Source organism: Alcaligenes sp. LTN-3 (assembly GCF_059735605.1).
In genome coordinates, this window is record NZ_JCAPDN010000001.1 from 149,675 (window position 1) to 168,857 (window position 19,183).

A 19,183-nucleotide genomic window follows, 5' to 3' on the forward strand; every position below is an offset into this window, starting at 1 on the left:
GAGCGGGCTCTTACTTCATGCAGGCCTTGATTTTTTCCAGGTCCGGGCCGTCAATGGGGCGTCCCAGATTAAAGGGCATGGAGGTCTCGCGCCAGTCTTTGTAGTCTTGCAGGTATTCGATCTGGCTGGCATACACTTTGGCGGCATCGGGGTTACTGCAGGCCACGGAAATCATGACCTCGTTGGTTACCTGCTGAATGGTTTTCAGACTTTCGTCATCCATGCGGTGGATTTGAACACCCGCTTTTTGGAAGGTGCGCAAACCTTCGGTGGCTCGTTTTTCGGTAAAGGCAATGGACCACATCATGGTTGCGTCGGCGGCAATCTTCAGCTTTTCCTTGGTGGTGTCGCTCAAGGCATCCCAGGCCGCTTTATTGATCATGACGCCAAATACAGAGGCAGATTGATGCCAGCCGGGTGTGGACCAGTGCTTGGTGACTTGATGCAGGCCCGCCGAGACATCCACGTTGGGCGTCGAGAACTCGGCGCCGTCAATCACGCCGCGCTCCAGCGATTGATACAGCTCCTGGCCGGCCATCGATACCTGGGTGCCGCCGATTTTCTCCAGCACCTGACCTTGTTCCAGACCGGATAAGCGCAGGCGCTTGCCTTTTAGCTCTTCCAGGTTACGAATGGGGGTGTTGGTGCGAAAGCCCGACTCATTATTGGTAATGGCATAGGGCAGATAGACCATGCCGTATTTACCGTAAATCTCGTTATAGAGCTCTGCACCGCCCCATTCTTTGATCCAGTTGGCATAGTCAATGGCATTGAACAAGCTCGAGTGCGTGGCCAGCGGGGAGAAGGCTGGGTTACGGCCTGCCCAATAGCCGGGCCAGTCGGCACCGGCCTGAATGGTGCCGGACTCTACCGCGCTAAAGACCTCACCGGTTGGGACAAGAGAGCCGCCTTCAAAAAATTCAATTTTCAGCTCGTCGCCGACCAGCTTATTGGCAAGCTCGACCCACTTTTTGTCCATCTCCACTAATTCGATGGAGGCGGGCCAGGTGCTGGTCATTGTCCATTTTTGAGGGGCTGCCTGGCTAAGGCCTGTCATGCTGAGTAGAGCGGCCGTGGTCAGTGCGGTGAGTATCTTTTTTGTTGGCTTCATGGTGTCTCCTAGTTGTATTAACTGCCGTACAGCACGTGTGGTAGCCATGTGACCAGATTGGGGAAAATGGCTATCAATATACACATGAGAATGACCAGGAAAATAAACGGAATAACCCCCGTAATAATTTCCGTAGTTTTGACTGAGGGAGGGGTAATGGCACGCAGATAAAACAGGGCGTATCCAAAAGGAGGGGTCAGGAATGAGGTTTGCAACACAACAGCAACCAAAACAACAAACCACAGCAGACTGACTCCCATTTCCTGAACGATGGGCAACAGAATGGGGAAGGACAGCAGCACAATACCCGTCCAGTCCAGGAAACAGCCCAGGATAAAGACAATCAGCAGCATCACCACGATCAGCAGCCAGGGCTCCATATCCAGGCCGCGCATGATGTCCTGGACCGCACCCAGTCCGCCCGTAATGTTGAACACTCCGGTAAACGCCGTGGCACCGACCACAATGAACAGGATCATGGCCGAGGTGCGACCCGTTTCATACAGGGCATTAAAGAAGGTGCGCCACTGGAATTTGCCGCGGAAAATGACGATCAGCAAGGACAGCAAGACCCCGATGGCTGATGCCTCTGTGGCCGTTGCAATACCCGCTAGCATCGAGCCCAAAATACCCAGAATCAGGAAAATAGGCGGGACGGCCTCCAGGAGCAACATTTTGATCAAGGCCGGTTTTGAGATCTGTTCTTCCGGCTCGACGGACGGGGCTCGTTCGGGGTGTCGCCAGGCAATAAAGACGACCCAGGCGGCATAGAGCAAACCCAGTAGCACGCCTGGAATCAGGGCGCCTGCAAACAGCTCGCCAATGGACAGCGGTGAGTAGCTGGCCATCAGGATCAGCATGATGGACGGTGGGATCAAAATGCCCAGGCACCCCGAGGCGGCGATCACGCCGGTGGTCAGCTTGGGGCAATAGCCATATTTCAGCATGGGGCGTAATGCCATCATGCCGGTGACGGTGATAGAGGCGCCGATAATGCCGGTGGTCGCCGCCAGCAAAATGGAGAGAAAAACAACGGCAAGTGCCAGGCCACCGCGCACCCGCGACATCAAGAGTCGCAAGGCCTCGAACATCTTGTCCGTGACTTCCGAGTCGGACAGAAAGCGGGCCATCAAGATGAACAAGGGAATGGCGATCAGCGTGTAGTTGTCCAGAACATCGCCATAGATGCGGTTGACGACAATGCCCAAGACCATGGGTTTGCCGGCAATGAGCGTACCAATAACGGCTGTTCCACCCAGAACGAAAGCCAAGGGATGGCCCATGAATAGGCCCAGCAACAGCAGGCCACCCATCAGCAGTGCAATCAACTCAGGCGTCATGATGGCCGGGCTCCTTTTGGGTCAGCAGACGGATTACCTCGGCAATACCTTGAATCAGCAACAGGGCGGCAGCCACCACCATGGAAATCTTCAGTGGGTAAACGGGCAGTTGAACGGCGCCGTAGGTCGTTTCACCTTGGGCCAAAGAACGCATGGCAAACTCATAGCTGCGAGTCAGAAATACCCAGGCGAAGGGGAAGAAGAAAATGAGGTAGCCCGCAAGCTCAGTCCATTTGCGAGCGGTAGGGGAAAACTTTTGGATCAGCAGGTCAACGCGGACATGAGATTGATGCTTGAGGGCATAGGCGCCCAACATCAAAAAGTAAAAACCGTAGAGCTGTTTGGTGGCATCAAATGTCCATCGGGTAGGCTGATTGAGCACATATCGCATGAACACTTCATAAATAATAATGGTGGCAAAAATAATGGCGATAAATGAGAGGATTTTGCCGATGAATTCATTGAGTGAGTCAATAGCCTTTAAAACCATCGTTTTCCTTTGGCGCGAATTGTTATTGTTTCAGACTGACGGTTTAGTCTATGAGCAAGGCAAGCCCTGTCACAACGTGGGTTTACCCTTACGTAAACCTAACTCGTTATAATCGCTTGGCCAAGGACGGCGCAATCGGAGGAAAAGTGCAGGATCACACCTTGTTGATCAAATACCTGACAGGTATGGGGATCTTTCTGGCCTGCTTGCTGGCGGCATTTATTCTGGCTTTTATGAGACATCGTCGGCGCAAGTGGTCGCACAATGTCATCGCGCAAATCGTGCAGTTGGGCTTGTTGTACGGCGCCATTGCGGTTGCCCGCCAGTACGTAAACATGGCTATTGCCGATTACCACGTGACGTTGGTGACACCGCGCATGGTCGATTTTGTGGCTGTGCTGACGGCAGCGGCGGTGTTGATGCATACGTTGTCGCTGTTGATCAACCGTCTGGAGAAAACGCAGCTTAGCAAAGGGCGGGATCCGACCTCGGCACGCCTGATTGCACGGGTGTTGAAGTTCGGCGCATTTGTTCTCATGTTGCTGTTTTTTGGCGAGCACTTCGGATTAAGTATGTCCGGACTGTTGGCCTTTGGCGGTATCGGCGGCATTGCGATCGGTATGGCAGGCAAGGATATTTTGAGCAATGTCTTCTCCGGTGCCATGTTGTACTTTGATCGTCAGTTCAAGATTGGCGACTGGATACGTTCGCCTGATCGCAATATTGAAGGGACGGTGGTTGAGATTGGTTGGCGCCTGACCAAGATCATGACGTTTGATAAACGGCCGCTTTATGTGCCCAACTCCTTGTTTTCTTCCATCAGTGTGGAAAACCCGGGGCGCATGACGAATCGGCGGATCAATACCGAGGTGGGGTTGAGGTATGAGGATGCCGGCAAGCTGCGCGGTATTGTGGATGATATTGGCCAGATGCTGGCTCAACACCCTGATATTGATCAGACACAGACGACGCTGGTCTATTTCAATGCCTTTGCAGACTCATCACTGAACATCATGGTGTATTGCTTTACCAAAACAACTCAGTGGGCCGAGTGGTTGGGCATTCAGCAGGATGTGTATTTGAAGATTATTGATATTGTGCAGCAGCACGGTGCCGATTTTGCCTTCCCCAGTCAGACTTTGTATGTGGCGAAGGGGGGCGAGCCAGAAGGGGCAGCCCGGACCGAGTAAACACACAGGTCCAGCAGTACGGCCAGTCCCGGTGGCGGCAGCACAGTGCGGGGGCGCACTGTGCTGTGTCCTGCTTGGTTTAGCGTACGCTTTGCGTCGCCAGACTCAGGGCCAGATCTTGTTTCATGCGTTTCTTGTAGAAAGGCAGGCAAATAAGCAGAGCCAGGAACCAGAAAGGTGTGGCAATCAGGCCGATCAGGGTTTCTTCTTCCTGGCTGAACAGGTACAGCGCAAAGGCAAAGAACACCAGAGTCAGATAGCACATGGGAATGGCAAAGGGCATTTTGTAGCTTGATGCAGCGTGTGCCTCAGGACGAACCCGGCGGTACTTCAGGTAGGTGATCAGGATCACGGCCCAGACAAAGATAAAGCAGATGCTGGCCACGGTGGTCACAATTGTGAACACACGCATCACATCGCCTTCTGCGTATAGCAGGAACAGGCTGGACAGCAAAAGGGCGCACGAATAGATCAGACCATTGCGGGGAGTACCGTTACGCGACAGTTGGCTGAAGGCTTCGGGAGCCAGCTTGTTCTTGGACAGACCGTACAACATGCGGCCCGTGGAGAACATGCCGCTATTGGCGGACGACAGGGCCGAGGTCAGCACCACAAAGTTAATGATGGCCGCTGCTGCACCTACGCCAATCAGCAAGAACATATTTACAAACGGACTCTTGTTGGGCGCGACAATATCCCAAGGGGTGACGGTCATGATGGCGGTCAGGGCCAACACGTAAAACACAATCACGCGAACCGGAATCTTGTTGATGGCTTTGGGCAGGTTCTTGGCAGGGTCAGCCGTTTCAGCCGAGGCGGTACCCACCAGTTCGATACCCACAAAAGCAAAGATGGCGATCTGGAAAGCGGCAAAGAAACCATTCAAACCATTGGGGAACATCCCGCCGCGATCCCATAAATGGGTCAGGCTGGCTTTTTCGCCGGTTGGGCCCACAAAGCCGGTAAACAGCAGGTACGCGCCCACACCAATCAGTGCCACGATGGCAATGATCTTGACCAGGGCAAACCAGAACTCGAGCTCGCCAAACAATTTGGCCGACAGCAGGTTAAAGATCAGCAAAAAGGCAATACAAGCCAGACCGGGTAGCCACAGTGGAATGTCCGGCCACCAGAATTGGGTATAGCCGGTAATGGCGACAATATCGGCAATGCCAATAACTACCCAGCAGAACCAGTAACTCCAGCCTAGAAAGTAGCCCATGGTGGGCCCGAGAATATCGGCGGAAAAATCCACAAAAGATTTGTATTCCAGGTTATGCAGGAGCAATTCTCCCATTGCCCGCATAACAAAAAATAAAAAGAAGCCGATGATCATGTAGGTAAACAAGACCGAGGGTCCGGCCAGACTAATGGTGCGGCCTGATCCCATAAATAGCCCGGTACCGATAGCGCCTCCAATGGCTATCAGTTGCAGATGCCGGTTTTTCAACGAGCGTTGCAGTCCAGATGAATGTTGCTGAGACACACTGTACTCCTAGTTTTTTTTCGTTCAAATGCGTAATTATGACTGTGCTGCGAGAAAACAATGGGCACAACCCGTCCTCAAGAACGGTTTTCTTGATGCCGATCTACATAAAGTAGGGAGCGCACAGCAGTCCTCCTTGTTCTGACGACATGAAATGCCAAAACAGACCTGCGTGCGAATAAAAATGGGAATAAAGGGGTGGTGTGCCAGGCGGTCAGACAAGGCGCCTGACTATCTGCTCATAAATAGGCTCCGGACAAATAGGTGGACAAAGACCATATGGCCTTTGTACCCCCTCTGTCCGTTTACCTGAGAGCTTATCCATCGGCGGGCGACGGTCCCCTTCGGTGGGCACTGATGTGCCTCTCTCCAGAACGTCAAGGGTTCAAGATTCTTTTGCCTGAGAGATTCCGGGGTCGTTGCTCCGTCGGCGCTTCATCAAGGTGAAGACTCTCACCTGAACCGTTATTGACGTCGCTATTGTATAGACAGGTAAAAAGCGATGACTACTATCGTTAACCTGTAGGTGATTGATGAGAATGGTTCTTGTTTGTCAGTGGGGTTTGTGCTGGACATTTTGCCGTGACGTCACCAAGGATGCGCCCTTTGCACAGAGCCGCATTGTCTTGAATCGGGCAGGCTGCCTTGTTCCAGACGATGCGGCTCTTTTGTTCTGCATGCCGATGTCAGTGTTGCTTACTCGTCGTTGGCATGTAAAAAGCGATACACCAAGGCGCCGATCACACCACCAATCAAGGGGGCCACCCAGAACAGCCACAACTGTTCCATGGCCCAGGTGCCTTGGAAAAAGGCCACGCCGGTGGAACGGGCAGGGTTCACGGAGGTGTTGGTGATGGGGATGCTGATCAGGTGAATCAAGGTCAGCGCCAGACCAATCGCCACACCGGCCAGGCCAGCGTGACCACGCTTGTGAGTCGCACCCATGATGATGAACAGGAAGAAGGCGGTCAGCACAATTTCTGCGATCAGGGCCGCGTTGCGGCTGTAATTGCCTGGCGAGTGCTCGCCAAAGCCGTTGGAGGCAAAGCCTGCCACGGGATCAAAGCCGGCTTTGCCGCTGGCGATCAGGTACAGAACGCCGCCGGCCAGCAGGCCGCCGATAACTTGGGCAAGGATGTAGGGAATAGCGTCACGAGCGGGGAAGCGTCCGCCAGCGACCAGCCCCAGCGTGACAGCCGGATTGATGTGGCAACCAGAGATATTGCCAATGGCATAGCACATGGTCAGCAAGGTCAGGCCAAAGGCCAAGGCTACTCCGGCAAAACCAATTCCCAGTTCAGGATAGGCAGCGGCAAAGATCGCACTTCCGCAGCCCCCAAAGACCAGCCAGAAAGTGCCCAGCGTTTCTGCGGTGCATCGTTTAATTAAAGACATGATATGGCCCTGTTAGTGATGTAACACGGCAGCATTCTAGCGATAAGCACGGTTCACCCACTGAAGGAAAGGAAAACAACTGTCAAAAGTTTTCCTTTGTTGAGGGTGGTGTTTTTTTATAGTAAATGTGAGAAATGTGCTTAAGGTGGCAGTTTGTGTCAGATGCAGGGTTTTGTTGGAATTGCGAAGAATTGCTGCTTTTTGGGATGGCGTTATAAGTAATTTGTGGGCTAATTTTTTAGCTGCTTTGAATGAAATTTAAAAATCAGGGGTGCGAAATAAAGATGAAACAGGGAAAGTTGTTTATATAAATAGTTATTTGATGCTTTGTTTACGAGTTTAGATTTTCAGTAATTGAGGGGGCGGATTTTGGGACGTATTTATTCTGACGTCTTTATTGGTTTTATGTTTTCTTGATGTGTTTTGATTTTTAAGCAGTGACTAGTGAGGATCAGTGGAAAATCTGAATTGAGTAGAAATAAAAAAAGGACCAAGATGCTTGGCCCTTTCGGTTTAGGTCACGCTTACGGCATTTGCTCAATGAAAGCCGCTGTCACGGGTGATACCTGGTGGAAATCAAAAGCCTGATGGTAGATTTCTCCATTCTTGGCTTCTACAGTTAGCCATAGTTGATGCTCAACCTCACTATTGGGCGGGATGGCAATTTCTACCGATCGTGTCCAGCGTGTGCTGTTAAACGCCTGACGGGGTGTAGGCATAGGCTCGGGCTTGCTGACTTGCAGATAGGCGCGGCGTATATGCGGGTCGCAGGCTTGGCAAAAGCGAATCTGGAAGGCTTTGCGATGTGCGCCGGTGGGCCCGCTGATAGGGGCTTGGTCATTCGTTTCAGCCAGTGCAAACGACCACGGACCAATCTGACTTTGCAGGGCATTGTTGCCAAAGACAGGTTGCGGGCCTTGCTGCGTCAGATAAATCACGAAGGCAGCAGGGATGGCCAGAAGGCTGCTGGCCAAGACCAGGCTACGTGTAGACATGCGTGATGCCGATTCAGTGTTACCTACTCCAGCCGCTTTAGGCGCTGCCTTCGCAACTGGCGCAGGTTTGGCCCGCACAGGTTTCTTTTCCTGCCAAGGCCACCAGGGCAGGTAAAAGGTCAGTCCGGCGCCGGCCATGGTTAGCCAGCCCAGCCAGGCAACCGTGCCGATGCTCCAGCCCCAGCCTTGCCAGCACAAGAGCCAAGCCACGGCCAGAAAAGGCCAGCCGATTAAACGAAAGATCCGCCTTTCCTGCTTGCGAGGCGCGCGATGCAGCAGAAATTCACCCTGGCGATCGCTGGCCAAGGCCAGGCAGATAAAGCCCGCCAGACTGCTGATAAATACGGCCAGATTTAGCCACAGGCTGGTATTGCTCATGGCAGCCCTCCTTCCGGCATCACCAGAAAGCAGAGCAAGGCGATCAAAGCGGTAGGCAGCACCATGCCCAACCAGGCGCGAGTGGCACTTTTGGTACTGAACACCCACATGACGGCGATGGTGTACCAGACAAAGCTCAACATATTGGCCGCCAGGACAGCCTGGGCTCTGGGCAAAGGCCAGAGCAAGGTCAGCAATACGGTGGCGGCGTCTGCCAAGGCGTAGCCACCCACCGTGGCGGCCACGATGCGCGACAACACTTGCAGGCGGTAACGAGGAGTCAGTCCACTCATCCGTTCACTCCCGCAGTATGCAAGTTGGCAGGGGTTGCGGTTTTTTTAGACAGGCTGGCAATGTGCCATTTGCGTTTCATTTTTACGGCGATATAGATAAAGATGGCGGCCAGGCCAAGCATGCTCAGGTCAAAGCCTGCCAGCCCCCAGTCGCCATGGGTGACGGTAACGCCCAGATGGCGGTCGGTCGTCAGCAGGTTCAGGACGGGAATCAGGCCATAGGCGGCGGCTGTCAGGTAGAGCAGTTCCAGCCAGGCGCGCTTCAAGGGTCGCCAGCAGGCATACAGGAAGGACCAGCCCCAGACCAGAAACAGCGCATGAAATTCCCAGGCGGCGCGGTCGGCCATAGTGACCGGCAAGAGGCGGTTGGCCCAGAAGTAGGCGGCCAGACCTAGCGGCAAACCGGCCAGGGTTCCGGCATTCAGGATTTCCACCAGACGCAGGCCCGCCGCATCAAAGCGCTCGGATACGCTCAGCGCGGTGGCTTTGGACAGGCGCTTTTGATGGTGGGTGCGGCGTTTTACGGTCCACAGCACCAGGCCCGTTCCAATAACGGCGCAGCCCAGCAAGCCCGAGATAAGGTATAGCCAGCGCAACCACCATTCGGCAAATGCGCCTTCGTGCAAGGCCAGCAGCACGCGGTGTGTGTCCCCCGTGATATTGCTCGTGTTGTCCGGCTTCATGGCGCTGCCATCGATGGCGTTAAAGCGCAGGGTTTCGGCACGGGTCCAGTACACGCCCGTCACGCCGGTGCGGCGCAGTTCTACATAAGCTTGGCTATCTGCCGGATGCGTAATGTGTACCGAGGCAATGCTGTTCTTGCCCCAGGTTTGTTCAGCGCTGTGCATCATCGCGCTTAACGGAGCCTGCGGCATGCTGACGGGCAGGAAGTCATGTTTTTGCTGGCGAATATCCTGGAAGTAAGCTTGTCGTCCTTCCTCTGTTGCGCCATACATGATCTCTCGTCCGGTCGGCATATAGAAGGACATGAAAAAGATCAGGCCCGTGTAGGTAATCATCAGGAAAAAGGGCAGGGACATCACGCTGACGATATTGTGTGCGTCCAGCCAGGAGCGTTGTCCCTTGCCGGGTCTGAAGGTGAAAAAGTCGGTAAAGATCTTTTTGTGTGTCACCACGCCCGTCATGACGGCCAACAGCATCAGCATGGTGCAGATACCGACCAGCCAGATAGCGACGGGGTACGGCATGTAGTGCAGCGCATAGTGCATGCGATACAGACCCGTGCCACCAGCGGTGGCGCGGGGTTCTGTTTCTGGTTGAATCTGGCCGGTGACCGGGTCCAGTTCCTCGACCCCGCGACGGCCACGCTGACCGGGTTGGGACATTTCTTCCCAGGCAATGGACAGCCCGTGCGTGGCACGTGGGTTCAGGGCTTGATGCGGCAGGGTAATGGTCCAGGCTTTGGAGTCTGCCGGGGCATGTGTTTGTAGCTGCGTCAGGGCCTGATCCAGCATCTGGCTGGATTGCTCAGGTAGAACTTGCATGGGCAAGGGACGCTCGGGCTCCATCCAGCGGGTGATTTCATCGTCTACATAGCCTGCCGTGCCCGTGACGAAGACGAAAAACAGGATCCAGCCCACTACCAGACCGACCCAGGTATGCAGCCATGCCATACATTGGCGAAATGACTCTTTCACGCTGACGCGCCTCCTACTTCAGCACCGTCTCCGGGTGCTGGATTGATAACTGGAAAACTGAGAAAAGCCGTGCTTGCCTGGCCGCTGCGGGTGACGGATGGAATCCGCTCTTCTTGGACGCTGCACTCGTCATGCAAGCCGCGTTTTTCAGGACGCGAAAAGCGGGTGACAGAGAAGGAAAGAGGGCATCAGGCTTAAAACAACGGCAAAATAATAGCAATCATTCTCATTACGGTGTAAGAATTCGCCAGGATTCAAGGTTTTATTCAGAAATCAATGCGACGCCATAGCTGTTTTGGCGTTTCCCATAGGGGGGAGGGCGCAGTTGAGGGGGGGGCTGGTGGGACTTGGAAGGGAGTAAACCTTGTCGGCTCCAGGCTGACGTACCTTAGGCTGAGGACTGACCGCCGGGGAGGGGCAGAAGGGAATAGGCTTTGCAGGCATAACCCCCCTACTACCCAATCTTATGGCTTATAGCGCTTTAATCGCACGTAAAGCGGCCACCCCCGCTTTGGCAGCTTGCGGATGAGGATGGGCACTGCATAGTTCGGCAATGGTCAGCAAATCGGCCCGAGGCCGTTTTTTGATTTCCTGCGCCAAGACTTCGCTTAAAAAGAAGTTGTCGGCGCTGGCCAGCCTTCTTAGCAAAGGAAAGTCTTGCAAGTCCAGGCTGGGAATGAGCGGGATAGCGATTTCTTCATGTTCATCGTTCCCGCACAAATGGGTGATGAAATTGCTCAAGCCCGTTTGATCAGGACACAAGGGTGTGTGTGATGGATGCAGCTCACTCAAGCAACAAGACCGTTCCAGCGCCTGTTGGGCTGCCGTCAGAAAGGCTGACAAAGACGGGAATACAATGCGGCTGTCGTCGTCGTGGGATAAGTAAAACACCTGCCCGGCCAGTGGGGATTCGCAGACCCAGACATGGTGACTGCTGGTATCGGGATCGTCCAGAATCAGACCGCCCAGGGCGTCCAGCGTGGGGTGGCCGCTGAACTGTTCGCTGAAGGCTTGGGCCTGAACGAAGGGGAGCAAGTTTACTTCCTGATCGAAGCGCTCGGCATACAAGCCTTGTTCGACTTGTTTGAAGTAGTCGTCACATTCTGCTGTCAGGCTCATGTTGTGCGGCTCGCTTGAAAATGGATCGAGTCTTTATACCTGAACTGCCCATGGATGCGGTAAGAATTTCCATTAAACAGGCCCCGGCTACCAAGGTATCGGGGCCCGCCGTACTTTTCTGTTTGCTCAGGTGTTTTTAGAGCACCACAAACAGCAGCCAGACGACGACTGGGGCAATAACCGTGACGGCAGCACCGTACAGTAAAAGCTGACGGAAGAAGGCATCACGCGACACTCCCTGAGCATTGGCCAGTACCAGTGCGCCGTTGGTAGAGAAGGGGCTGACGTCCACAATGGTGGAGGATACGGCCATGGCTGCAATAAAGCCCACCGGCCCCACGCCGCCATCGCCTTGCAAAAAGGGCACGGCCAGCGGAATCAGCGAACCCAGCACGGCGGTGGAAGAGGCGAAAGCCGACACGACCGCACCCACAAAAAGCAGCAGCAAGGCCGCCATCAAGGGAGAGGTCAGTTGGGCAACGCTATGGCCAACAAAATCAATCGTGCCCATGGATTCCATCACGCCCACATAGGTGCTGACACCCACAATCAGCATGATTTCAGGCCAGGACACTTGGCCCAGCGCGCGTTTTTGCAGATTGGGGGCCATCAAGGTCAGTACCAGACCGATGGTGATCGAGGTAAAGCCAATATCCTGTTTGAAAAACAAGGTCAGAACGGCCAGGATAAACAGGCCTGCCAGGGTCAAGACGCGATACCAGTGCGGGGCCTCGCTGGCACCATTGCCGGCTTCGACCAGGGCATCGGGACTTTTCCGGGCGGTCTTGCGCTCTTCGCCCAAGGCCTCGGCTTCAGCGTCGCCAAACACTTGCGGGCCACCCGAGCCATGGGCCACGCGGGCAACGTTTACGTCTGCTGAACTTAAGTCCACTTTCTGACGCATCAGCTTCAAACCACCCATCCACACGAACAGCAAAATGGACACGGCCAGGTTGATACCCAGGCTGGCCATCATGGTGGCCATTTCATTCAAGGGCAAACCGGCGGCGCTGACCACACGGTTGGTGATGCCGCCATAAATACTGATCGGGGAGAAGCCGCCCCCTTGGGCGCCATGAATCACCAGCAAACCCATCAAGAGCGGGTTGATGCCGTACTGGCGAGCAAAGCCCAGCGCAATCGGGGCAATGATGGCAACGGCGGCTGGGCTGACGGCACCGACAGCGGTCAATGCGGCCGTGATCAGAAACATGATCCAGGGAATGGCGGCGATGCGGCCACGTACAGCCCGCACGGCCATGCTGACCAGCCAGTTGATCGTGCCATTGTTTTGAGCCAGCGCGAACAAATAGGTAATACCGGCCAGGGTCAGAAACAGGTCAGCCGGAAAGCCGCCCATGATTTCCTTGGCGCCCATGCTCGCCACCAGCGTACCCACCAGAAAAGCGCCTACAAAAGCAATCAGCCCCATATTGATGGGTAAGACAGTTGCCAGTACGAACATGCCTCCTAATACGGCAATGGATAGCCAATGCATATGTCTCGTCTCCTTGTAAGTGAACCTTTTGCAGGTTTCTGGAAACGACCCTATCAGTGGCGGTATGGGGCTATCAATAAAGCCCATGGTTGAATGATTACGCTAAACGTAATGATTAGTCAGGGACGCGATGGTTGAGCTTTCATCTAGCACGCTCTTGTACTTGCACGGAGCAGGCGCGGTTTTCAGGAAGTGGGGCAGCAGGAGTTGGGAATCGAGTGAGGGGCGTTGTGGCTAGGGTAGACAGAAGGGGGATCAGATGGGTGTGAAGAGGCGCAGGCTGTGAAAGCGAGCTGTTTATGGCTGGTCCAGTTCAGCCAACAGTTCGCTGCTGTGAATTGTGCGCCCGAAGTGATGTTTCCACAGCTTGATACCCAGCTCGCCGGAGCGATCCAGGGACGAGCCGACCGTTAGATCCGTAATCAGAGTAGGGTGCAGCCCCGCATCAAACAAGGCAAAGCCTGCGGCCAGTACGCAGGTATCGGTTTGAATGCCGCAGACCAGAATGCGATCAGCCTGACATTGCTGTAAATACTCCATCGCGGCCGGGCTAGGGGCGTAGCCATGTTTGATGAAGATTTGCTTGGCATCGACCAGACAACGATCACTGCGCGGCGGACACCAACCCAACTGGCTGGAAAAGGGCGTTTGCGACTCGTCGTGCAGTTCAATCAAGGCTGCGCAAGGCAGGCGGGTGCTCAGGGCGTTAATGCCTTCAATTAGCCACGGAGGTGGCGAAAAGCAGCTTTGCACATCGACAACAAGCAGGATCTGTCGCATTGCGGGAGTCTCAATAAGAGCGCATCAGCGATGCCAGACGGAGGTGGCCTGGGCAGTCTGAAGGGCCGTCAATCAAGCCCTTATTGAAACACGGAGTCAGGCTGTTGGGCGGGTCCAGGTCAGGCGTGCGCCGACGATAATGCCGAGCACCGCCAGCAAGGAGGTGGCCGACAAGGTGGACAGGCCGCTTAAACCCTGGCCGATGGTGCAGCCCAGGGCCAGCACGCCGCCTACACCCATTAAGGCTCCGCCTGCCATGGAGCGCAGCATGTGGCGGGGCGACTCAAAACCTTCCAGTTTCCAGCGGCGACGCAGCAGGGCGCTTAGCAAGGAACCGACCACCACACCCACCACGATCAGGATGGTGAAGCGTGGGCTCATGCCGGTGGAGATCATGGCGTATTGAATGCTTTCACCAATCGGGGCGACAAAGCTTAGCGAGCTGACGGGCAAGGGCTCGAAGGGATCATCGCCCAGCCAGCCCGTGGTCAGCCAGCCGGCCACAATCAGCAGTCCTATCAATGTTCCGGCCAGCAGATCATTCAGGCGTTGGCCGTCCTGTCGGCGCCGCAAGGCAAAAGCGATCAGGGCGGCGACGATAAGGGCAATCACAATAGATCGGATGGGACCTTCAGACAGGGTGACCGCAGGCAGGGTGACGCTGGTGGCTTGGGCCACGCTGATGCGCAGCGGCGCCAGCAGGCCTGTCAAGGTGATGTAGGCGGTGATGCCTAAACAAAGCAGTACGACAAAAGAGCGCAGATTGCCTTGTCCTAACAGGACCAGAGCACGGGCGCCACAGCCATTGGCCAGGGTCATGCCTGCACCAAATAGCACACCCCCAAGTGGCACCAGCAGCCAGGAAAAAGTAGGATTCAGATACAGGGCCTTGTCCAGACTGATCAGGCCATAGCCTGCGGCCAGTTGTGTTCCGGCCAGGGCCACGGCCAGCGCCAGGGCAAAGCCCTGAAGCTTGTAGCCGCTGCGCCCGGACCAGCGCTCGGTCAAGCCACGATAAAAGCAAAAACCACTGAGCTGGCCGCTAATGCCAAAGAGCAGGCCAATGGCCAAGCTGACCCACAGTACAAATTCTGTATTCATCATGTGCGCTGCTGGTTAGGACCGGGTTATGAACACTTAGCCTTTGGTGCCCCAGATGTCACGACTGATCGCGGCATACCAGGCCTCGCCATACTGGGCTTCTTGCTTACGGAAGGCCGGGCTGGCTTCTTTGGGGCTGACCCCGCCGGAGGCTTCGGCCAACTTGTCATCGGCAAAGGCGTACAAGTGCCCCACGGAAATGCCATAGTCGGGGGCGATCAGACTGTAGCAGGTATTGCTTAGCGTAGCCTGGGGCGCAGGCTTGCCGCTTAAGGCATTAATGATGGAAGCCGCTGCCAGCTTGGCCTGTGTATTGGCCGAGAAACCCGACTTGGGCATGGGCGAGGCAATGGTGGCATCGCCCACCACATAGATGTCCTTGACCTGCTCGGACTCGAAGGTATGCGGGTCAATGGGCACCCAGCCACTGGCGTTGGTGACACCGGCCTGCTCGGCAATGGCTCCGGCTTTTTGAGGTGGGATGACGTTCAGCACATCGGCCTTGTGGATTTCGCCAAACTCGGTCTCTACGCTTAGTTTGACGGCATCCACGCGGGCGACTTTGCCGTCTTTGGAAAAGGGCACCCATTCGATCATGTCGCCGTAGACCTGTTTCCAGCCGTCCTGGAACAGGCCTTGTTTGGAAAAGCCGTCTTTGGCATCCAGAATCAGAATCTTGGATTTGGGTTTGTGCTGTTTGAAGTAGTGAGCCACCATGCTGGCGCGCTCGTACGGGCCGGGCGGGCAGCGGAAGGGATTTTCGGGGGCCACCATAATGAAGGTGCCGCCATTGGGCATGGCATCGAGCTGGCTTTTCAGCAAACGGGTTTGATCGCCCGCTTTCCAGGCGTGCGGGGCCAGCAAGGAAGCGGCCTGGTCATAGCCTTCCAGCGTGTTCCAGCGAAAATCAATACCGGGCGAGAGCAGCAGCTTGTCGTAAGACAGCTTCTGGCCCTTGGCCAGGGTCACGGTCTTGGCTTGGGAGTCGACGGCGGTGGCCAGGTCGTGAATGACCTCAATCCCGGCGGCGCGCAAATCGTCAAAGCCGTGGCCTTGCTGTTCAAAACGGCGCAAGCCGGCCAGATACAGATTGGTGAAAGGGCAGGTGTAGAAAGTGGTGGCCGGTTCAATCAAGGTCACTTTCAGGGATGGATCACCGCGCTTCAAGTAGCGGGCAGCCGTTGCACCGCCAAAGCCGCCACCGACCACAATCACATGGGCCGAACTGCTGCGTGCGTACACGGGCAAGGTGCTCAGGGCCAGGCCAGCCACACTGGTTTTACCGACACGGCTCAGCCATTGGCGACGAGAGGAGTTCAAGGGGGTGCTCATGCTTAACGTCCTTGCGCAACGCTGCGTGGGGTAGAAGGAATTTCAGAGAAATGACGTGCCAGGGCCTCCAGGTCTGCGTCCTGGTAGCCTTTGACCAGACGACTCATGATGGTGGTGCCCGCTGGGGGCGTGTCCGAGGCAAAGGCGCGCAACTGTTCCAGCAAGGTGGCTTCGGGACGGCCTGCCAACGAAGGAATGAGGGTTGTGGAACGCCCATCTGGGCCGTGACAGTTCGCACAGGAGCTGGCCACCGTTTTGATGTCCAGTGTGGAACTGGCCCAGGCCGGCGCGGCGGCGCTGCTGGCCGCTAACAAGGCGGGGGCAATAAGGAGACGACCTACCAGAGAGAGGGACATGGGCATGCTTCTTGTCAATGTGCTTCGTTGTAGGAAAGGACGCCAGCGTAGCATTACCGTTAAGCCCACCCTGTATGACTATATAGAGCGCTGTTATGAACTCAGCGCCCGGTAGGGGCGCTGAGTGGGGCAGGTCAGGGCGTCTGGCAGCAAGTGGCCCGCAGTCAGCCGCTGATGCTCAGCGCAGTCTGGCCCGTAATGACGGCGCCTTGATCGTCCGTCCAGCTCATTTCCAGTGCCCCGGAGTGCCGCGCGACAAAGGTGAATTCAATGTACGGGTTTTGGGAGATCGCTGTTTCTGGAAACCAGTTGAACAAGGGCTCGCCGTTCAAGGTGGCCTTGAATTCGTGGATGATGTTGCGTGGCACAACCTGGCCGTCTTTACTTAAGCGCAGGCCACTTTCCATGCGGTGTTCGACCAGGGCGCGCACGCGCACCATTTCGCCCGCCTTGGGCGTGGCATTGCTGATCCAGATACGTGGTTTACTCATGAGTACCCCTTGTTTACATGCCGCAACCGCCAGCCGTCACGGTAATGTGATGCTGGGCGCTTAGGACACGGCCATCGTTCAAGCGAGCCAGGGCGCGGATGGTTTGGGTTTCAATCAGGCGCAGGCGAACGGCAACTTCCGTTGTTCCGGCCAGGGCCGTGAAGTTGAAACGGCAGGCCAGCGGGTGCGGGTTGCCCTGGGCCAGAATAATCAGCTCCTGGCAGTACACATCGTCGCTTGCTGGCAAGTCCAGCACCACTTTGACCGGCACAGCGGCGGGGTTGTCGCCCAGAGCGGGCATCTCCAGCTTCATGCCTTTTTCTTCTGGGCTGGCGCCTTTCAGGAACTCGTCCACAATGGCTTGCACCTGGGCCGCAGTGGCTGGTTTCAGCAATTGATCAAAGGCGACTTGCGCATGCAAATTGATGGGTAGCCAGGCGGCGCCCAGCCCGGCCGCACTGCCCAGCAAAAGCTGGCGGCGGCGGACAAAACGGGAAGGAAGTTTAGAGGAAGTCATTGAAACGGCTCTGGATCCACTGGAAGTCTTCTTGAACAAGGTCGGGGGTACGGACATCCATATCAATCTGCGTTTGCAGAACCTTGCCGCTTGCGTCCAGTTCGTATTCAAACTTGACCGAGATTTCCTCTTGCGGATCCCCGTTGACCATCATGTAGCACAGGTTGTCGGGTAGGACGGGTACCACTTCCTTGCCCGCGATACGTTCGGCCAGATTCTGGGAAACGATCTTGGCCACCGCGTGCGCCACGTGGGCGCTCTTGGGATAGTGGCCGAACTGGTCGGAAATAAAGCCCATGGAGTCCCCGACCACGTAAACATGGTCGTCGTCACGGGCGGTGAACAGGCGTGGGTCAATATTGGCCCAGCCTGTGGGTTTGCCGTCAGGCCCCGTGCCGACCAAACCTGCATTCCAGACCATATCGGCGGCCTGGTGCGGGGGCATCAGCACGGCGTCGTCAAAATCAAAGTCGCCGGCGGTGGTTTTGATGTGTTTCTTGAAGGGATCAACCTCTCGCACTCGGGCATTGGGCACGTGGGTGATGATGTCCGGATACAACTCCTGGAAGGCCGCGCGGTAGCCTTCGCCAATGGGGGCGATGGTGGGTTTGGGGTCCAGAATAATGATCTTGCCCGGAATCTTGTTGGTCTTGATATGCCAGGCCATCAAACAGGCCCGTTCGTAGGGTGAGGGCGGGCAGCGATGGGGCGGCGGGGGCAGCGTCATCACAATGGTGCCACCCTTGAAGGCTTTGAGCTTGTTCTTTAAGGCAAACATCTCGGCATTCGGGATGTAGGCATTGGGGAAGTGTTGGCGTGTGTATTCTGCCGCGTAGGTGTCATTGCCGAACCAGGCATCGTAGGCATTGCGTATGCCGCCCGACAGGATCAGGTAATCGTATTCCAGCGCGCCCTGGGTGGTGCGCACGGTTTTCTTGTCGCGTTCGATGGCGGTGACTTCGGCGTGCACCAGGCTGTAACCGTACTTGATGGACGGCGCCAGCATGTCGTGGTTCAGAAAGTCGGTGTTGACGATGTCAATCAGCCACTTGTTACTCATGGGGCCGGACCAGAACGTGGGGTTGCGCTCGATCAGTACCACTTGCGCCTGCGGCACCAGTTTGGACAGGTATTTGGCAGCTGTCATGCCACCCCAACCGCCGCCACAAATGACAATGCGCGGGCCTTTGGTGTGGCGTGGCAGGATTTGGCTGGTGTTGGTGATGATGGCGGGGGCAGAGAGGCTGGTGGAGGGCAGAACCAGCGTTCCAAGTGCGGCGGCTGGGGTGGCCAGCAGGAAGTTTCTACGATTCATTGTATGTTCCTCGTGATCATGACATGACACACGTCAATCAGGATAAGTGGACCGCTTTGTGCGAGCCAGTATAGCCAAGAGTGCTGGGGATGCGTGGGGTTTTTTGCCGGGCGATGCCGCTGGAACGGGAGTCAAACACCGGTCAGGAGCGGCGCAGCGGCGGTGCTTATTTAGGGGAGGGGCGGGTCATCAAGGCAGGCTGCCCAAGGGCCGGCTACGCTGGTTTGTGGGTAAGGGTTAACGCTTAAAAACGCTCAGGAAACAACAGAAAAGCCGGATTTTTTGGATTTAAAAGTAACGGAGCTATCTTTGTGAACAAAATCAGAGGATAGTTCTGG

18 protein-coding genes and 1 riboswitch are annotated in these 19,183 nt (G+C 55.8%); of the genes, 1 reads left to right on the top strand and 17 read right to left on the bottom strand.

Features of this window, described 5'->3' with window-relative positions; translation table 11 throughout:
• Positions 1–10 precede the first annotated feature (10 nt).
• From dctP to AC6I6N_RS00710, 3 genes are read right to left on the bottom strand one after another with little or no spacing between them, the layout of a single operon-like run.
• A complete protein-coding gene (dctP, locus tag AC6I6N_RS00700; protein ID WP_094196168.1) occupies positions 11–1,111 on the bottom strand; it encodes a TRAP transporter substrate-binding protein DctP in 1,101 nt (366 codons plus the stop codon).
• Positions 1,112–1,128: 17 nt separating this feature from the next.
• Positions 1,129–2,451, bottom strand: coding sequence for a TRAP transporter large permease (locus AC6I6N_RS00705; RefSeq protein WP_094196169.1), 1,323 nt, complete (start codon positions 2,449–2,451; stop codon positions 1,129–1,131).
• Entirely contained in the window at positions 2,441–2,941 is a 501-nt protein-coding gene (locus AC6I6N_RS00710) for a TRAP transporter small permease subunit (RefSeq protein WP_094196170.1), read from the bottom strand. The genes AC6I6N_RS00705 and AC6I6N_RS00710 overlap by 11 nt, the downstream gene beginning before the upstream one ends.
• Positions 2,942–3,087: 146 nt before the next feature.
• Between AC6I6N_RS00710 and AC6I6N_RS00715 the strand changes: the two genes are divergently transcribed.
• Positions 3,088–4,131, top strand: a complete 1,044-nt coding sequence (locus AC6I6N_RS00715; protein WP_276310375.1) for a mechanosensitive ion channel family protein — start codon at positions 3,088–3,090, stop codon at positions 4,129–4,131.
• 79 nt (positions 4,132–4,210) lie between these two features.
• On the opposite strand, the gene AC6I6N_RS00720 is transcribed toward AC6I6N_RS00715, so the two are convergent.
• The 14 genes from AC6I6N_RS00720 to AC6I6N_RS00785 form a co-directional block, all read right to left on the bottom strand.
• Positions 4,211–5,617 carry an amino acid permease gene (locus tag AC6I6N_RS00720; protein ID WP_094196171.1) on the bottom strand — a complete coding sequence of 469 codons (1,407 nt, stop codon included), beginning with the start codon at positions 5,615–5,617 and terminating at the stop codon, positions 4,211–4,213.
• Positions 5,618–5,995: 378 nt separating this feature from the next.
• Positions 5,996–6,085: riboswitch (glycine riboswitch) on the bottom strand.
• 228 nt (positions 6,086–6,313) lie between these two features.
• Positions 6,314–7,012, bottom strand: a complete 699-nt coding sequence (aqpZ, locus tag AC6I6N_RS00725; RefSeq protein WP_094196172.1) for an aquaporin Z — start codon at positions 7,010–7,012, stop codon at positions 6,314–6,316.
• Positions 7,013–7,536: 524 nt separating this feature from the next.
• Positions 7,537–8,385: a DUF3325 domain-containing protein gene (locus AC6I6N_RS00730; protein WP_497942629.1), complete on the bottom strand. Its 849-nt coding sequence runs from the start codon at positions 8,383–8,385 to the stop codon at positions 7,537–7,539.
• The gene (locus tag AC6I6N_RS00735) at positions 8,382–8,678 is read right to left on the bottom strand and encodes a DUF3649 domain-containing protein (protein ID WP_108727225.1); all 297 of its coding nucleotides are present in this window, start codon (positions 8,676–8,678) and stop codon (positions 8,382–8,384) included. Before AC6I6N_RS00735 ends, AC6I6N_RS00730 begins: the two co-directional genes overlap by 4 nt.
• On the bottom strand, positions 8,675–10,336 hold the full coding sequence (locus AC6I6N_RS00740) for a PepSY-associated TM helix domain-containing protein (RefSeq protein WP_321265948.1): 1,662 nt from the start codon (positions 10,334–10,336) through the stop codon (positions 8,675–8,677). The genes AC6I6N_RS00735 and AC6I6N_RS00740 overlap by 4 nt, the downstream gene beginning before the upstream one ends.
• 471 nt (positions 10,337–10,807) lie before the next feature.
• On the bottom strand, positions 10,808–11,455 hold the full coding sequence (locus AC6I6N_RS00745) for a hypothetical protein (protein WP_125277617.1): 648 nt from the start codon (positions 11,453–11,455) through the stop codon (positions 10,808–10,810).
• Between the two features lie 136 nt (positions 11,456–11,591).
• On the bottom strand, positions 11,592–12,953 hold the full coding sequence (locus AC6I6N_RS00750) for an SLC13 family permease (RefSeq protein ID WP_497942631.1): 1,362 nt from the start codon (positions 12,951–12,953) through the stop codon (positions 11,592–11,594).
• 297 nt (positions 12,954–13,250) lie between these two features.
• Positions 13,251–13,733 (bottom strand): isochorismatase family protein, encoded by a 483-nt coding sequence (locus AC6I6N_RS00755; RefSeq protein WP_249461775.1) that lies wholly within the window; start codon positions 13,731–13,733, stop codon positions 13,251–13,253.
• A 96-nt stretch (positions 13,734–13,829) separates the two neighbouring features.
• On the bottom strand, positions 13,830–14,837 hold the full coding sequence (locus AC6I6N_RS00760) for a YeeE/YedE family protein (protein ID WP_497942635.1): 1,008 nt from the start codon (positions 14,835–14,837) through the stop codon (positions 13,830–13,832).
• 33 nt (positions 14,838–14,870) lie between these two features.
• Complete coding sequence (locus tag AC6I6N_RS00765) at positions 14,871–16,166, bottom strand: NAD(P)/FAD-dependent oxidoreductase (protein WP_203226739.1); 1,296 nt, start codon at positions 16,164–16,166, stop codon at positions 14,871–14,873.
• A gap of 2 nt (positions 16,167–16,168) precedes the next feature.
• A complete protein-coding gene (locus AC6I6N_RS00770; RefSeq protein WP_094198305.1) occupies positions 16,169–16,522 on the bottom strand; it encodes a c-type cytochrome in 354 nt (117 codons plus the stop codon).
• A gap of 164 nt (positions 16,523–16,686) precedes the next feature.
• Positions 16,687–17,013 carry a thiosulfate oxidation carrier complex protein SoxZ gene (gene soxZ / locus AC6I6N_RS00775; RefSeq protein ID WP_094196179.1) on the bottom strand — a complete coding sequence of 109 codons (327 nt, stop codon included), beginning with the start codon at positions 17,011–17,013 and terminating at the stop codon, positions 16,687–16,689.
• Positions 17,014–17,026: 13 nt separating this feature from the next.
• Positions 17,027–17,530 carry a thiosulfate oxidation carrier protein SoxY gene (locus tag AC6I6N_RS00780; protein WP_094196180.1) on the bottom strand — a complete coding sequence of 168 codons (504 nt, stop codon included), beginning with the start codon at positions 17,528–17,530 and terminating at the stop codon, positions 17,027–17,029.
• The gene (locus tag AC6I6N_RS00785) at positions 17,517–18,845 is read right to left on the bottom strand and encodes an FAD-dependent oxidoreductase (RefSeq protein ID WP_108727230.1); all 1,329 of its coding nucleotides are present in this window, start codon (positions 18,843–18,845) and stop codon (positions 17,517–17,519) included. Before AC6I6N_RS00785 ends, AC6I6N_RS00780 begins: the two co-directional genes overlap by 14 nt.
• Between the last annotated feature and the right edge of the window lie 338 nt (positions 18,846–19,183).

Bases quoted from the DNA above. Each gene is read 5' to 3' on its own strand.
- dctP (WP_094196168.1), bottom strand. From the start codon at position 1,111: ATGAAGCCAACAAAAAAGATACTCACCGCACTGACCACGGCCGCTCTA.
- AC6I6N_RS00705 (WP_094196169.1), bottom strand. From the start codon at position 2,451: ATGACGCCTGAGTTGATTGCACTGCTGATGGGTGGCCTGCTGTTGCTG.
- AC6I6N_RS00710 (WP_094196170.1), bottom strand. From the start codon at position 2,941: ATGGTTTTAAAGGCTATTGACTCACTCAATGAATTCATCGGCAAAATC.
- aqpZ (WP_094196172.1), bottom strand. From the start codon at position 7,012: ATGTCTTTAATTAAACGATGCACCGCAGAAACGCTGGGCACTTTCTGG.
- AC6I6N_RS00730 (WP_497942629.1), bottom strand. From the start codon at position 8,385: ATGAGCAATACCAGCCTGTGGCTAAATCTGGCCGTATTTATCAGCAGT.
- AC6I6N_RS00735 (WP_108727225.1), bottom strand. From the start codon at position 8,678: ATGAGTGGACTGACTCCTCGTTACCGCCTGCAAGTGTTGTCGCGCATC.
- AC6I6N_RS00745 (WP_125277617.1), bottom strand. From the start codon at position 11,455: ATGAGCCTGACAGCAGAATGTGACGACTACTTCAAACAAGTCGAACAA.
- AC6I6N_RS00750 (WP_497942631.1), bottom strand. From the start codon at position 12,953: ATGCATTGGCTATCCATTGCCGTATTAGGAGGCATGTTCGTACTGGCA.
- AC6I6N_RS00755 (WP_249461775.1), bottom strand. From the start codon at position 13,733: ATGCGACAGATCCTGCTTGTTGTCGATGTGCAAAGCTGCTTTTCGCCA.
- AC6I6N_RS00760 (WP_497942635.1), bottom strand. From the start codon at position 14,837: ATGATGAATACAGAATTTGTACTGTGGGTCAGCTTGGCCATTGGCCTG.
- AC6I6N_RS00765 (WP_203226739.1), bottom strand. From the start codon at position 16,166: ATGAGCACCCCCTTGAACTCCTCTCGTCGCCAATGGCTGAGCCGTGTC.
- AC6I6N_RS00770 (WP_094198305.1), bottom strand. From the start codon at position 16,522: ATGTCCCTCTCTCTGGTAGGTCGTCTCCTTATTGCCCCCGCCTTGTTA.
- soxZ (WP_094196179.1), bottom strand. From the start codon at position 17,013: ATGAGTAAACCACGTATCTGGATCAGCAATGCCACGCCCAAGGCGGGC.
- AC6I6N_RS00780 (WP_094196180.1), bottom strand. From the start codon at position 17,530: ATGACTTCCTCTAAACTTCCTTCCCGTTTTGTCCGCCGCCGCCAGCTT.
- AC6I6N_RS00785 (WP_108727230.1), bottom strand. From the start codon at position 18,845: ATGAATCGTAGAAACTTCCTGCTGGCCACCCCAGCCGCCGCACTTGGA.